This window comes from Alteromonas sp. 4NS20-0143 (genome assembly GCF_057542855.1).
Genome location: NZ_BAAJLR010000009.1, coordinates 16,104 through 29,713, shown reverse-complemented (window position 1 = coordinate 29,713; position 13,610 = coordinate 16,104). Strand labels below are relative to the sequence as shown.

The 13,610-nt window shown below is 44.6% G+C and carries 15 protein-coding genes; 12 read left to right on the top strand and 3 right to left on the bottom strand.

Annotated features, from left to right (window positions below; genetic code table 11):
* The first annotated feature begins 195 nt into the window (after positions 1 to 195).
* A complete protein-coding gene (locus AC27HD_RS15960) occupies positions 196 to 465 on the top strand; it encodes a hypothetical protein (RefSeq protein WP_487107073.1) in 270 nt (89 codons plus the stop codon).
* A gap of 378 nt (positions 466 to 843) precedes the next feature.
* On the opposite strand, the gene fkpA is transcribed toward AC27HD_RS15960, so the two are convergent.
* Entirely contained in the window at positions 844 to 1,629 is a 786-nt protein-coding gene (fkpA, locus tag AC27HD_RS15955) for an FKBP-type peptidyl-prolyl cis-trans isomerase (RefSeq protein WP_163106063.1), read from the bottom strand.
* 152 nt (positions 1,630 to 1,781) lie between these two features.
* On the opposite strand from fkpA, the gene AC27HD_RS15950 reads away from it, so the two are divergent.
* The 5 genes from AC27HD_RS15950 (at position 1,782) to AC27HD_RS15930 (ending at position 4,041) form a co-directional block, all read left to right on the top strand.
* Positions 1,782 to 2,759 (top strand): WD40 repeat domain-containing protein, encoded by a 978-nt coding sequence (locus AC27HD_RS15950; RefSeq protein ID WP_487107071.1) that lies wholly within the window; start codon positions 1,782 to 1,784, stop codon positions 2,757 to 2,759.
* Between the two features lie 75 nt (positions 2,760 to 2,834).
* On the top strand, positions 2,835 to 3,101 hold the full coding sequence (locus tag AC27HD_RS15945; RefSeq protein ID WP_487107069.1) for a SlyX family protein: 267 nt from the start codon (positions 2,835 to 2,837) through the stop codon (positions 3,099 to 3,101).
* A 52-nt stretch (positions 3,102 to 3,153) separates the two neighbouring features.
* Positions 3,154 to 3,327, top strand: coding sequence for a hypothetical protein (locus AC27HD_RS15940; RefSeq protein ID WP_200883155.1), 174 nt, complete (start codon positions 3,154 to 3,156; stop codon positions 3,325 to 3,327).
* A gap of 314 nt (positions 3,328 to 3,641) precedes the next feature.
* The gene (locus tag AC27HD_RS15935; protein WP_052010091.1) at positions 3,642 to 3,845 is read left to right on the top strand and encodes a hypothetical protein; all 204 of its coding nucleotides are present in this window, start codon (positions 3,642 to 3,644) and stop codon (positions 3,843 to 3,845) included.
* A gap of 1 nt (position 3,846) precedes the next feature.
* On the top strand, positions 3,847 to 4,041 hold the full coding sequence (locus AC27HD_RS15930) for a hypothetical protein (protein WP_349377230.1): 195 nt from the start codon (positions 3,847 to 3,849) through the stop codon (positions 4,039 to 4,041).
* Positions 4,042 to 4,304: 263 nt separating this feature from the next.
* Here the strand turns inward: AC27HD_RS15930 and AC27HD_RS15925 are convergent, their stop codons facing one another.
* The gene (locus AC27HD_RS15925; RefSeq protein WP_032095312.1) at positions 4,305 to 4,511 is read right to left on the bottom strand and encodes a YheV family putative zinc ribbon protein; all 207 of its coding nucleotides are present in this window, start codon (positions 4,509 to 4,511) and stop codon (positions 4,305 to 4,307) included.
* A gap of 117 nt (positions 4,512 to 4,628) precedes the next feature.
* Here AC27HD_RS15925 and AC27HD_RS15920 point away from each other — a divergent pair, with 117 nt between their 5' ends.
* From AC27HD_RS15920 to AC27HD_RS15905, 4 genes are all read left to right on the top strand, one after another.
* Positions 4,629 to 6,575, top strand: coding sequence for an ATP-binding cassette domain-containing protein (locus AC27HD_RS15920; protein ID WP_487107066.1), 1,947 nt, complete (start codon positions 4,629 to 4,631; stop codon positions 6,573 to 6,575).
* Positions 6,556 to 7,122, top strand: a complete 567-nt coding sequence (locus tag AC27HD_RS15915; protein WP_487107064.1) for a TIGR02444 family protein — start codon at positions 6,556 to 6,558, stop codon at positions 7,120 to 7,122. Before AC27HD_RS15920 ends, AC27HD_RS15915 begins: the two co-directional genes overlap by 20 nt.
* 83 nt (positions 7,123 to 7,205) lie before the next feature.
* Positions 7,206 to 8,246, top strand: a complete 1,041-nt coding sequence (locus tag AC27HD_RS15910) for a hydrolase (RefSeq protein ID WP_487107062.1) — start codon at positions 7,206 to 7,208, stop codon at positions 8,244 to 8,246.
* Between the two features lie 45 nt (positions 8,247 to 8,291).
* Positions 8,292 to 8,528 carry a YheU family protein gene (locus tag AC27HD_RS15905; protein WP_269518125.1) on the top strand — a complete coding sequence of 79 codons (237 nt, stop codon included), beginning with the start codon at positions 8,292 to 8,294 and terminating at the stop codon, positions 8,526 to 8,528.
* A 62-nt stretch (positions 8,529 to 8,590) separates the two neighbouring features.
* Here AC27HD_RS15905 and AC27HD_RS15900 read toward each other — a convergent pair whose 3' ends face one another.
* Positions 8,591 to 9,160 (bottom strand): outer membrane beta-barrel protein, encoded by a 570-nt coding sequence (locus tag AC27HD_RS15900; RefSeq protein WP_032095317.1) that lies wholly within the window; start codon positions 9,158 to 9,160, stop codon positions 8,591 to 8,593.
* A 708-nt stretch (positions 9,161 to 9,868) separates the two neighbouring features.
* Between AC27HD_RS15900 and AC27HD_RS15895 the strand changes: the two genes are divergently transcribed.
* Positions 9,869 to 11,515: a glucan biosynthesis protein G gene (locus AC27HD_RS15895; RefSeq protein ID WP_487107060.1), complete on the top strand. Its 1,647-nt coding sequence runs from the start codon at positions 9,869 to 9,871 to the stop codon at positions 11,513 to 11,515.
* Between the two features lie 4 nt (positions 11,516 to 11,519).
* A complete protein-coding gene (gene mdoH, locus AC27HD_RS15890; protein ID WP_487107208.1) occupies positions 11,520 to 13,481 on the top strand; it encodes a glucans biosynthesis glucosyltransferase MdoH in 1,962 nt (653 codons plus the stop codon).
* Positions 13,482 to 13,610 lie beyond the last annotated feature (129 nt).

Genomic DNA, 13,610 nt, shown 5'->3' with positions numbered 1-13,610 from the left:
CAAAAGAGACATTGCAAAGATTGGCAGTAAAAATACAGCAATGGATACTCGGGCACGCTCTAGATCAACACGCCTTCAACAGCGCTTAGAAAAAGGAGTAACGGATATAGAGAGGATGATTTACGGTGAAATAATGAACATAAACTTTTACCCGCTTGTCACAGTATAAATAGTGAACAATTTAAGGATGGTGTTATGCAAAGCAAATTATCCGTATTTTATCGTCAAAAGACCCACAATGACTCGCTCAATGTGAGCGGTACCATTTTTGGCTTTATGGTGCTGCTAACCGGCGGGTTACTGCTATTTTACGCTTTTTTAGATGTGGTTGTTCGTTTAGAGAGTATTCAAACCGTTTTCTTTATATTTGCAGGCATTGCAATGTATAAAATAGGCCAGTCTCTGCTTAAGCACTTTGCTAGCTTTAAGCTGCACACCGAACGCCGCCGCAGCCCTGAGCGGTAAAACAGCCTTGAGCGATAAAAACAGCCTTGAGCGGTAAAACAGCCCTGAGCGGTAAAACATCCCTGAGCCTTAAATCAAAACAGTCTAACCACGGCAATTTAAGTCGAAAATGTTACAAGAAAAGTCGGTTACAAAGGTGAAAAATCAACGCACTGTACTATAGTTATAGAGTGATTCGAGGCACCTAGCACATTGAAATATCCACTTTACTAATTGGATACGGACGTGGTTGAACACCACTCGCTCATAGGGAAAGGTAGGCATGGAATTAGCTGACTCACTAAAACAACAAAGCCGACGTAATTAGCGTCGGCTTTCTCTTTTCTGCACTCGTGCTATTTTGTGAGGCGAAGAAACCGCCACCATAAATAGCAGATGTTACTCAGTTGGTGCTTCTGTTGCTGGTGCTTTTACTTCAAGTAGCTCAACATCAAAAATAAGTGTTGAGTTTGGCGTAATCGCTCCAGTAGCACGCTCACCGTAGGCAAGTTCTGATGGGATATGGAAGCGGTATTTAGCGCCTTCCTTCATTAATTGAACACCCTCAGTCCAGCCAGGAATAACGCGATTTAGTGGAAATTCAGCTGGCTCGCCTCTGTCATATGATGAGTCGAAAACAGTGCCATCTAGCAAGGTGCCACGGTAATGTACTTTAACCATGTCAGTAGCAGCAGGGCTGTTGCCTTCACCTTCTTCAAGCACTTCGTATTGTAGGCCTGATTCGGTAGTGGTTACGCCATCGCGCTCTGCATTTTCTGCAAGGTACGCAACACCGGCTTCAATATTCTTTTCTGCCGCTTGTGCCGCCATTTCTTGTTGCTTAGTACGCAACATTTCTTCGCCTTGTTGAGCAATTTGTTGGATCTGCTCTGGCGTAAATTTAAGCGTGTCGTTTAAACCGTCAGTAAAGCCTTGCTTAAGTGCGTCTTGATCAAGTGCTAAACCAAGTTGTTCTTGCTGCTCAGCTCGATTAGTCACAAATAAGCCCATGCTTGCACCCATTGCGTATGCCTGCTTTTGCGTATCTGTCATTTCTTCTGCTGCAACAGAAGATGCGTTGGCATTGTCTGCGCTGGTAGTTGTAGCCTCATCTGAAGTATTAGGCTGGCAAGCGAATAGTCCAAGCGCAGCTAGTGTTGATAAGGCAACGAGCGACTTCTGCATAAAAACGTCTCCATTAATTTTTATCATCATGCTTCAATGTCTATACTGCTGCATCTAAGGCAGTGCGCACGATAGTTAAAGATGCGATATCCGTGCTATGTTAAACGTAGCGTTTACAAAGCGAAACCCATTTGATTATGTTTAGGTCCAAAATGTTCCTGAGATTATTATTACTCATCACAGCTATTTGCGGATCCGTAGGGTGTACGGTTCCTGATACTACGCCATTAAAGCAGTGGCGTCATGTTGAAGAAGGTGCATATGCGGCAGACATTTCCGCAGACGGGACCATTGCCGTTGTCTCTGGCGTTGATAACGGCATCAACGTGTGGCGTATTGGTGATAGCGAACCTCTGTACCGTTGGGGGCATCAAAGCGAAGGTAATAATCTTGTAGTGTCGGTGCATATCAGCGCAGACAAGCGATTTGTTGTTACCGCAGACAGAGTTGCGTTTGCTTTGTGGGATATGGAAACTGGCGAGCCTGTAGGGTTCTGGCGAATAGATGAATCAAACATAAGAGATGTAGCCGTTACTAATAATGGCAGAGGAATACTCGTGGCTCGCTCAAGCGGCAAAGTCATGTTTTTCGAACCCAGTACCCAGCGGCGTCTTGAGTTTTTGGGACATCAGGAAAAAGTGAACTCTATTGATATTTCGCCAAATGGCAAGTATGCGCTCACCGGTGGTAATGACTACCTTGCGTATTTGTGGAGCACAGAAACTGGACAAATTTTGCACACCTTTACCCATCCCACCCGGGTCACCAAGGTAGCGTTGGACGATGAAGGGCGATTTGCCTTTACCGCCGATAGTCAAAGCAAGTCGCAAATTTGGAATGTGCAAACCGGGCAACCTGTGAGCAGCCTAAATTACATTGCGCGGCAAAAGATATTCACCGATGTGGAGTTTTCAAAAGACGGTAAGTATTTACTTACTGGTTCGCCATCACGAAAAGCGTATCTGTGGGATATTGAAACGGGCGATCAAATTCAGTCTATTCAAGTAGCGGTGCGTGACACAATATCGCCACCTACGTCAGTTGTGTATGGCGTTGGGTTCTTGCCAAATGGTAACATAGTCACAGAAAGCAGCAGTGGCTTAGCCGAAGTGTGGCAGCGAGAGCGATAGCCAGTAGTAGCAACACCATTTGCAGCGACGCGTAATAAAACGTGTGCTAAGCAGCAAAAAACCATAGAGAGCGCGATGACTCACAAACACAATGACGAAGAAAAGCGAATGGCAACGCTACAGGCGCAGTTAGAAAGTGCCCATGAAAGTATTGAAGAACTGCAAACCAAAGTAGCTTTTCAAGAGTACACCATTGATTCATTAAACGACGCACTGTCCTCTCAGCAAAAACAGTTGGATGACTTGTTGTTTAAGGTTCGTCATGTTGTGGACAGAGTAAAGTCTATCGAGCCATCAAATATGGCGAAAGAGTCTGAGGAAACACCGCCTCCTCACTTTTAATTTATAAGTAGCAAGCAGTGATGCGCTTGTGCAGCAATAGAAGGTTTAAAAAATGAGCGATTTTGATATGGATGCATTTGACATAGATGCACTTGATAATATTGACTTTGATTCAGTGGAAAAGTCGATGGCTGAAAATCAGGCCAAAAAAGATGAAAAAGACAATCAAGCTATTGAGGGCATGCGAGATGGTGCCAACGATTGCGGTGACAGCTGCACGATCTGAGAAGACCGTAATAAGAACTGCGTAATAAGAAATACGCAGTTCACTGGTTCATTTACTCAGCCACTTAGAAAGCACATTGTCTAGGCGTTCTAAGTAGCTGTGAATGTTTTTATTAGTTATAACCTCACATCCACGACTTAAAATCCCCACCTTAGTGACCACGTATTTTTTTGAAATTCGATGCCTGTAAAGCTGCAGGTTTTTTATCTGTTTTGTATTATTTTAGTTCTAGTGTTCAGGTTTAACGATGGCGTTTTTATGTCACTCTCTTTGAGGTAGCAATAAAGCTACCTCAATTTTCTATGGAGAGAAAAATGCAAACTTTAAGTAAAACAGATCTAATGGCAGTGAGTGGCGGTTGTGAGGAATACTGCTGGGGAGACTTCGAAATGGGCGACTTTGCAGCGCAGACTATAGGCGGCGGTGTTGCTGGGCTTGCTGGTGGTCCACTGGGTGCCATGGGCGGAGCCGCGGGGGCTGCTGTAGCTTACCTTTTCGGCGTTGCTTGGACTGATTAAAATGCTAACGACATTTTATTCATTTTTAGGTGCTGTAGTTGTGGGTGTCGCTATCTTGTTGGTAACCGATATCGCAACTACGTCGATAAGCGCAATTGCTGGGCTATTTATTCACTTTTTTATAGGTATTGGCTCAGGCCTTACTTTTGTAAAATTGTATAATTACTTTGAATTGCGTGAACACCGACGGGCCTAGCGTTTGAATGAGCCCTTAAATGAGCTCTTAAGTTAGCCCTTTAATTAACTCTTAAACTAGCGCTTTTATTAAGCGCTAGTTTAGATTCACGATTTGTGGGTTTTTGACTGAAGAGCTTGATTTAGATGTTCGATATAAGCGCGTTGCGCGAGCTCTAAGATGAGCCCTAGCAATACACGTGCATTATTCATATAACTGGCGCATGGCATATAGCCGGCGCATGAAAACGATCTCTTAGTGCCAGGGCAATAGGCTAGGTTTACCTAGTGAGGCTTGAATATGCCGATAACGTTTTCGCTTTCTCTTGTTACCGCGCTCACCTTTTCATCGGTTTGTGCTTCATTGTAACCACACGCCACACACTCTAACTTCTCCACATTATTTTCATAATATAAAGAAATCGTATCTAACTCTTTGCACTCAGGGCACGTTGCGCCAGCGACAAAGCGGCGTCTCACTGATTTTGACATATCTATACCTTTTGATGCGATGCCCTTATTATACCGCCAAACACGTTGCGTTGATCAGCTTTTACCTTAAGTTTTTGCTATTATACGCGCCCGAAGTTGTCCCAGCGTAGGTAAGTCATGATAAAGCTCTCAAATGTATCGCTATTGCGCGGCAGAAAAATGCTGCTAGAAGACGCATCTGCCCAGGTATTTCCTGGTCATAAAGTGGCGTTGATAGGCAGCAACGGGTGTGGAAAATCGACTTTATTTGCCCTGTTGCGCAGCGAGCTAACGGTTGATGCTGGTGATTGCAGCGTACCTGGCGACTGGCGAATAGTCAGCGTGGCTCAGGAAACGCCGGCAACAGACAGGCGAGCCATTGATTATGTGGTAGACGGCGATAAACACTTACGCACGCTTCAGGCGCAGCTTGCGTTAGCCGAACAGAAAGAAGACGGCGTACAGATTGGCCAAATTCACGGTCAGTTAGAACAGGCAGGTGCTTATGATGTTGAGTCTCGTGCGGCCACTATTCTCTCAGGTTTAGGCTTTACCAACTCACAGCTTACCGCCCCCGTTACCGACTTCTCTGGCGGGTGGCGTATGCGTTTAAACCTGGCGCAGGCCTTGTTATGTCCCTCAGACTTACTATTACTTGATGAGCCAACCAACCACTTAGATTTAGATGCGGTTATTTGGCTTGAAAAATGGCTACAGCGATTCGCTGGAACATTGCTACTTATTTCTCACGATAAGGCATTTATCGATAATACGGTTGCTCAAATCATCAGTGTAGAGCAACAAAAACTAGTGACTTATACGGGGAACTATTCTGCCTTTGAAACGCAGCGTGCCGAACGTATTCGCTTGCAAAATCTTGAGTATGATAAGCAGCAGCAAAAAGTTGCTCATCTGAACTCATTTATTACCCGTTTTAAAGCCAAAGCGAGTAAAGCAAAGCAAGCACAAAGCCGTATTAAACAGCTTGAGAAGATGGAGACTCTGCTTCCTGCGCACATGGCTAGCCCTTTTAGCTTTTCATTTGCGCCTCCATCAGCGTTGCCGAACCCGCTAGTGCAAATGGAAAAAGTGCAGCTAGGCTATGGCGAACATACCGTGCTAGAGCAGGTGAAACTCAATTTGGTTCCGGGCAGCCGTATTGGCCTTCTTGGTCGAAATGGCCAAGGTAAGTCAACGCTGATAAAGCTGCTGGCAGGCGTGCATTCGCCCAAGCAAGGCATATTCAATACAGCGAAAGGGCTTAAAATTGGGTATTTCGCTCAGCATCAGCTAGAAACCTTAGACCCCAATGCCACCCCTATACTTCACTTACAGCGACTAGATGCAAAAGCCACCGAACAGCAGTTGCGAGATTATTTGGGCGGATTTGGATTTAATGGCGACGAAGCACTCGCGCCTGTTGCCCCCATGTCTGGTGGTGAAAAAGCTCGCTTGGTGCTCGCGTTAATTGTGTATCAAAAGCCAAATTTACTGCTTTTAGATGAACCGACGAACCACCTTGATTTAGAAATGCGTCATGCCCTTAATATTGCCTTGCAAGGCTTTGAAGGCGCTATGGTGCTGGTATCGCACGATAGGTTTCTACTGAGCTCGGTGTGCGAAGACTTCTATCTTGTGGACAGTGGTCATGTGGCCTCTTTCACCGGCGACTTAGATGATTATCGAGATTGGATCTTAAAACAGCAGGCTGCTGAAAAGGCAAAAGCGAATCAAGATGCAAAAGACGAAGCGCAAGGGGAGCAAACCAGTAAGCCTGAGCGGAAACTCGATCGCAAAGAAGAAAAGCGCAAAGAAGCTGAGTTTAGAAAACAGATCGCTCCTTTAAAGCGCGCCGTAGAAAAGCATGAAAAGAATATGGAGGCCCATTCAGCCTCCCTCGCCAATGTAGAGGAGTCATTGGCAGATACCAGCCTTTACGGTGAGGACAAAAAATCTGAGCTTATGGCGTTACTCGATAAGCAGACTTCACTGAAGCAGCGTATTGAAGAAGAGGAAATGGCATGGCTGGATGCCCAAGAGCAAATAGAACAACACCGGGAAGCTTATGACATCGCAAATGGTTAGTATTGATGGTGAGATGTTTTGGCAATATAGCCTTAGCCGCTATGCCACAGGTGATGTAGCACCTTTAGCGTTGCTGCTTCAAGATCAGCATGGGGTAAACGTGAATGTGCTTTTACTGGTGTGCTGGTGTTTAGAAAACAATATCATTATTAATTTGCCCCAGTTAAAAGAGGTTATTGAGGCGGCGGCGAAAAGTGAAAGTGAGTTAAAAATACACAGAGATAAACGCAAGCTGGCCAACCCGAAGCACCGGTCAACGGTGCAAAGTTCGACTAACGCTAATGATGAAAGTAGTGCAAGCTGTGAAAAAAAAGCTGAGACTTATGAGCTGCTAAAAACCCAAGAGCTAGCGCTTGAGAGGCAGCAGCAAGAAGTCATTATCGAAGCTTTTAATCAGTTAGACGTACACCGCATGTCTGCGCAGCCTTCAGGTGATGGAACACGCATTTTAAATGCGTCTATTGCAGCGTTTATCAATGTTTATTCGCTCAGGGAAAACAGCGAGGCCCGAAGCCTTGTGAGTCAGCTTGTTAGCCAGCTCTCTTAAGCTGTTTTTGTTGTGAAGAAATGATTAAGACGAAAATTGAAATAAGAAGCCTAAAATAAGAAGCATTAAAATAAGAAGCCATAATGAGTAAGTTAGCGAGAGCACACGGAAAAATAATTAAAAGTAGCTTCACCGTTCCTGGGTGGGCTAAAAATCGTCACGTGCAGACAATATGGCCACGGTATATTCAAAAACGGTTGCCATTAGCCTATCAAATGGAGCGATTAACCCTTCCTGATGATGACTTTGTTGATGTAGCGTGGGGCCCGAAACCACAGGAAACAGCAGGCATCGTTGTTCTTTTTCACGGGTTAGAGGGAAGCATTAAGTCTCACTATGCCAACGATATGATGGCACAGCTGTCGGTAAACGGCTGGCAGGTGGTGATGATGCACTATCGCGGTTGCAGTGGTGTACCTAACTTAAATGCCCGAGCCTATCACAGCGGTGAAACCGGCGATCCTAGCTTTTTCTTAGAGTGGCTTAGCGATAAGTTTCCGCGTATTCCCAAAGTGGCTATTGGCTTTTCTTTAGGCGGTAATATGCTGCTTAAGTTGTTAGGCGAAAATCCAGCACAGAAGTGGCTTCAAGCCGCTGTTGCCATTTCATCGCCACTGAAACTGGCGGAGTGTGCAAAGTCGATTAACCACGGTTTTTCTCGGGTGTATCAAAAGTACTTACTAAACAGTATGAAAAGCACGCTGCGCCAGAAAATGGAATATATCGACTATCGAAAGCTTATTCAGCTTACAAAAGAAGACGTTGACGATATGACCAGTTTTACGCAGTTTGACGAAAAAATAACGGCGCCACTTCATGGTTTTGAAGATGCGCAAGATTATTATGAGAAGTGCAGTGCGTATCACTTTTTGAGCGCTATACACTGTCGCACGCTAGTACTGCATAGCATTGACGATCCTTTCATGAATCACCTCATTGTGCCGAAAGAAGAAGAGCTAGCTAGAAACGTAACCGTTGAATTAAGCGAACGGGGTGGGCATGTAGGTTTTATGCAAGGCTCTGTATTCAATCCCCGAGTATGGCTACATGAAAGAGTGAAGCAGTTTGTCAGCGAAGTGCTGCCAATAGACAGTACATGCAGCTATTCAAGCCGTAGCTACTGAGGTCTTTGTGGGTGAGTGCTGTGAAATTTATAAATTGGAGCAAATATGATAATTCCTATCGAAGCACTAGAGGCTGATACGGTTTATAGCTTGGCCGAATCGTTTGTGCTGCGGGAAGGTACAGATTACGGCGAGCAAGAAACTGAATTTAAAACTAAGGTACAGCAGGTACTCGATGGCTTAAAGTCGGGAGAAGCGGTACTGGTGTATTCAGAATTACACGAAAGTGTGGATATAAAGCGTAAAGAGGATTTATTGCCCGAAGACAAAGCGGGTGAATAGAAAGCGCTGAATAAAAAAGCCGGGTCGAGCAACCCGGCTAACCTTCCTGAGGAGAGGGAGGCTTAAAACGCGTAACGAGCCGTTACTTGCATAATATCTAGCTCATCAATTAATTCATAGCTGGCGCCAACTGCCCACTGAGGCGTAATGTAGTAATTCGCTCCTACCTTAATCGTTGCTTCACCACCGTCTACATCGTAATAGCCAACTTCACCGGCTAATTCTATTTGCTCTGTGACCATAGAGCGAAGCCCAGCGTTCACGCTGTAGCCATTATCATCGTCTATGTCGCCGTCTACTCGCTCAAGGTTCGCGCCGAAGTAAGCATCTGTAGTGGCATTTACTGGAAGTCGATAGCCAGCACCAACGGTTATCATATCAAAATCGAAATTGCCTTCTTCAAAAAAGCTGTATTCACCGTTTAAGTACCAATTGCTATTAAGAAGGTATTTGCCACTAGCGGTAAACCCATCAGGCTCAAAGGATTCGTTGTTATCAAAATCTAGCTTTGTATAGCCTCCTTCTACATAGCGCCAATCTGGCTTATCGGCTAAAGCAGTAGCAGGGGCAAAAGCGGCGGTAAATGCGACAAGCGCAGACGTTGAAGCGAGAAGTGAGATTGCTTTGTTCATGTAATAACTCCTTAGTATGTTCAGTACCTATTTCATAAAACAAGCGTGATTATGAAGGTGTGCTTAAGCTCGGTTTATCCTTAGGCTGCATCAGCTATAAGGGGGGAACCGCCGATATACGACGCTTAAACAGAATGCCTAATAGTGAACTGAATAAAAAATGACGATGACATGCAAAATATGAAAATTTTACGTTTTACCGTGTCATCCTCGTCCTACTAGTGAAATTGCAAGGCCTTTGCCAACTCGCTTCTTAAATCCAAGTTAATATACTTTTTATATTTAACGTGATGAAAAACAAAGGAAATATATAAGTATTTAATGTGGCTAGTCGATATTTAGATAAAAGAACAGCGATATGCTGTGAATGGTAGATGCAAAAACTGTCTCTAAAAAACAACAGTTTTCATGTGAAATAGTAGATGGCTAAGGCCTTTCAATTAGAAAATATTAGCGCGGCGAGTGTGTTGATATCTTTTTTACCCTTTTAAATAATTGAAAATATTGAGTATTATTATATTTAGTTGTCTTTTTGAACGCGTTGGAACGTGTCTTGCTCATCCCCTGTGAGAGTTATTGCATTTGAGAGTAGACGCAGAGTTTTAGTTTTCCCTTTACTGCGTTAATCCAAAGGAAAGGAATAGAGCACCTTTCTACTGCTTAGATAATTAAGCAGCTGCGATAGCCCATTACCCAAAGGAGAGGAAAATGGCCGAGCCACGTTTATCAATTATCATGCGAAATATAGTTAAGCAACACGTATCTATAAGCTGTGCAATGCCCCGTGCATTGGTTTACGTTTCAAGCATTTTAGCGTTTATTGTTTTACCAAGTGCAATGGCGACAACTGTTAACGATAATAATCTGCCGCAGAAAGCGTCACCGGTTCTACAATCTGTTATTGATGCAGCCAAAGTTTCTGCAAGTGAAAGTTATGAACAAGACGATCATAACTTGGACAGTAAGCTCAAGGAAATTGACTACCAAACATACCGTTCTATTCGTTTTCAACCTGAGCAAAGTCTTTGGCATGAAGAAAACGACTACGAGCTTCAATTTTTTCACCCAGGCTTTCTTTACGAATATCCCGTTACTATTCATACCATCGGGAGCAGTAATACCCCCGAGCGTTTAGCCTTTGACAGCGAGATGTTCAGCTACGATGGACAATCATCAGCACTTAAAGGGTTAACTGATGAGAACTCAGGGTTTGCGGGCTTCCGTGTTCATTACCCTATTAAAAGTGACGAGTATAAAGATGAATTTGCCGTTTTTCTGGGCGCTTCTTATTTTCGCTTAGTGGGGAAAAACCAAGTATACGGAATTTCTGCACGAGGCCTCGCCATTGATACGGCATTAACCAAGGGTGAGGAGTTTCCTCACTTTACCGAATTTTGGATAGTGGAGCCTAGCAAAAAAGGAACAGAGACGAACCAGCCAATTACCATTTATGCCCGTTTGGAAAGTCCATCTGTCGCTGGCGCTTATAAATTTGTTATCGAGCCAGGTGAAGACACTTCCGTTGAGGTTGAGAGCTGGTTGTTTGCCCGCGAAGACGTAGAAAAGCTTGGCGTTGCTCCGTTTACTAGTATGTTTTTGTACGGCGAAAATACACAACAGCGTCACGACGACTACCGTCCTGAAGTGCACGATAGCGATGGTGTATTAATGGTAACTCATGCCGATGAAGAAATTTTCAGACCGTTAACAAATCCGTCTCGCCTGCAAATTACCTCACTAAGCGACAGTAAGCCTAAGGGTTTCGGTATGTTACAGCGCGATGGGCAATGGGATAACTACCTAGACGCAGAAGCAAATTATCATATTCGCCCTGGACTTTGGGTTACGCCTAGAGAAGGTTTTGATAAAGGCCGTTTAGAGGTTGTTGAAATTCCGACTACCTCTGAAATTCACGACAATATTGTTGCGTTTTGGACACCAGAAGAGCCGTTTAACGAAGGCGATTCAATGTATTTCTCTTACGAACTTAAAACGGTAGAGCAACACCCCTTTGTAAGTGCCTTAGCCACTGTAGAGCGCACTAGACAAGGTAGCGCAGTATTGCCTGGTGATGAGTTTAAAGATGAGTCTTTGGCAACCACACGTCAGTTTACCGTTGATTTCTTAGCGCCAAAGGCAAAAGCGTTTGATGATAAAACCACAAAACTCGTAGTGCAAAGCGCAAACGGCACGGTATCTCAACAGCGTTTATACCCCGTAGCAGATGGCGCAGAGTGGCGGGCTACCTTCTTTATGCAGCCAACGGAAAATCAAACCACTGATATGCGTGCTTATATTGAGCAGGACGGCAAGCGAGTGAGCGAGGTATGGAATTATGTCTACCAACCTAAATAAATCGATGGAAGCTAATCAGCAGTCAGGGCCGTCATCAGAAATCAGATCGTCACGTAACCAGATCATCAAAGGAGCACATATGCGTTTATTTATAATGGCAATGCTCGTTATTCCGAGCACGGCGCTGGCCGGTTGGAGTTTGTATGAGATATTTTTACCTAATGGATTAACAAACTTAGAAATTGCACAACTAGGACTTGGCTTAACCCTTTTCGCTTGGCTGTGTATGGCATTTTGGACAGGAATCATTGGATTCGTTTTACAGCTGTTCAATATCGACCCGCTGAGTTTGAAAAAGAAATTGGCGGCACCCGAAGCAAGCGTTGCTTTAACGCAGCGCCACGCCGTAGTTATGCCAGTTTATAACGAAGATACCAAGCGCATTATGGTTGGTTTCGAGACGTGTATCCGCGAGCTTATGGACGGTGACAGCAAAGAAAACTTTGACTTTTACATGCTAAGCGACACGCGAGATAGTGATAAAGCCGAAGCAGAGCTGCATGCATTTGCACGTTTGCAAAAACGTTTAGGTGATTACGCTGGGCAGGTTTTCTATCGCCGCCGTGAAAATAACACCCATAGAAAAGTGGGTAATCTTAAAGAGTTCTGTGAGCGCTGGGGCGGTAACTACGAATCTATGATTGTGCTAGATGCCGATAGTGTAATGACTGGCGAACGCATGGAAGATTTAGCAAAGCGTATTGAACAAGCACCTGATACCGCGTTAATTCAAACCATTCCTATGCCGGTGCGCCAAGATACGTTTTTCGGGCGTTTCGTGCAATTTGCAGCACACTTATATAGCCCTATGTTGGCTACAGGTCTCTCTTTTTGGCAAACCGACAGCGCCAACTATTGGGGCCACAACGCTATTATCCGTATAGCGCCGTTTATGCAGCACTGTGGTCTTCCTACCCTTGAAGGACGTGCACCGTTTGGCGGTGAAGTATTGAGTCATGACTTCGTTGAAGCGGCGTTACTGTCACGTGCAGGATGGCAGGCGTATTTGCTAACCGACACAACGGGAAGCTATGAAGAAGTACCTAGCAATATCGTCGATTATGCCATTCGCGATCGTCGTTGGGTTCAAGGCAACATTCAGCATCTTGGCTTGCTTAACGTGAAAGGCCTTAAAACGGCTAACCGTTTGCATTTCCTATTTGGCGCGTTTGCCTATATTTCATCGCTTATTCTGTTTTGCATGCTGGCACTAGGTACAGCCGATGCGCTAATTCGCGCAACAACAGTGCCTGACTTCTTCATGTCTGAATATCAGTTATTTCCAAGTTGGCAGGTGGCTAGACAAGATATGATGATGGTGACCATGTGGGGCACAGCAGCACTGTTGTTTTTACCTAAGTTACTTGGTATTACACTTGCCTTAATTAAGCGCAGAAGTGAGTTTGGCGGCGCGTGGTCGTTGCTTAAAGGTGCATCTCTTGAACTTGTTATGGCTGTGCTTATTGCACCACTTATGATGTTCTATCATAGTTACTTTGTTATCAGTGTGTTCGTCGGGTTTTCAGTAAAATGGGAAGCTCAGGAGCGTGAAGGGCGCAAAGTACCTTGGTCTAACGCCATTAAGCACACGCAAATTATGAGTTCACTAGCCATAGCTTGGGGTGTAACGACGTTTTATTTCACACCATCGCTGTTTATGTGGTTACTTCCTGTACTAACAGGCATGGTGCTAGCGGCCCCTGTTATTCGCCTTACAAGTAGTGACGTGCTGGGTAAAACAATGCGTAAGTGGGGTGTGTTTGTTATTGGTGAAGAGGTGAACGAGTGTAAAGCGCTTAAACGTCTTGATGTAGCAATGAAGCATTTTACTATTTCTCACTTCGCTACCCCTAAGCATAATGTTTCTGCACCTGCTTTACCTGAAAGCTTATGGCTAACCATGCCTGAGCAGGCGTTAAACCAACAACCTGCTCCTAGAAAGCCTGTGCTTGTTGCGCAAGGTTAGGGTTTTAAACGTTGATTCCTTTAAGGGGTTCTAAAGAGCCCTAGCCCTTAACAGAATATCTACAAAGAACCCTAGAAGGACAGCCACAAACAAAAAAGCCGCTTTTCTAAGCGGCTTTTTTTTATTTGT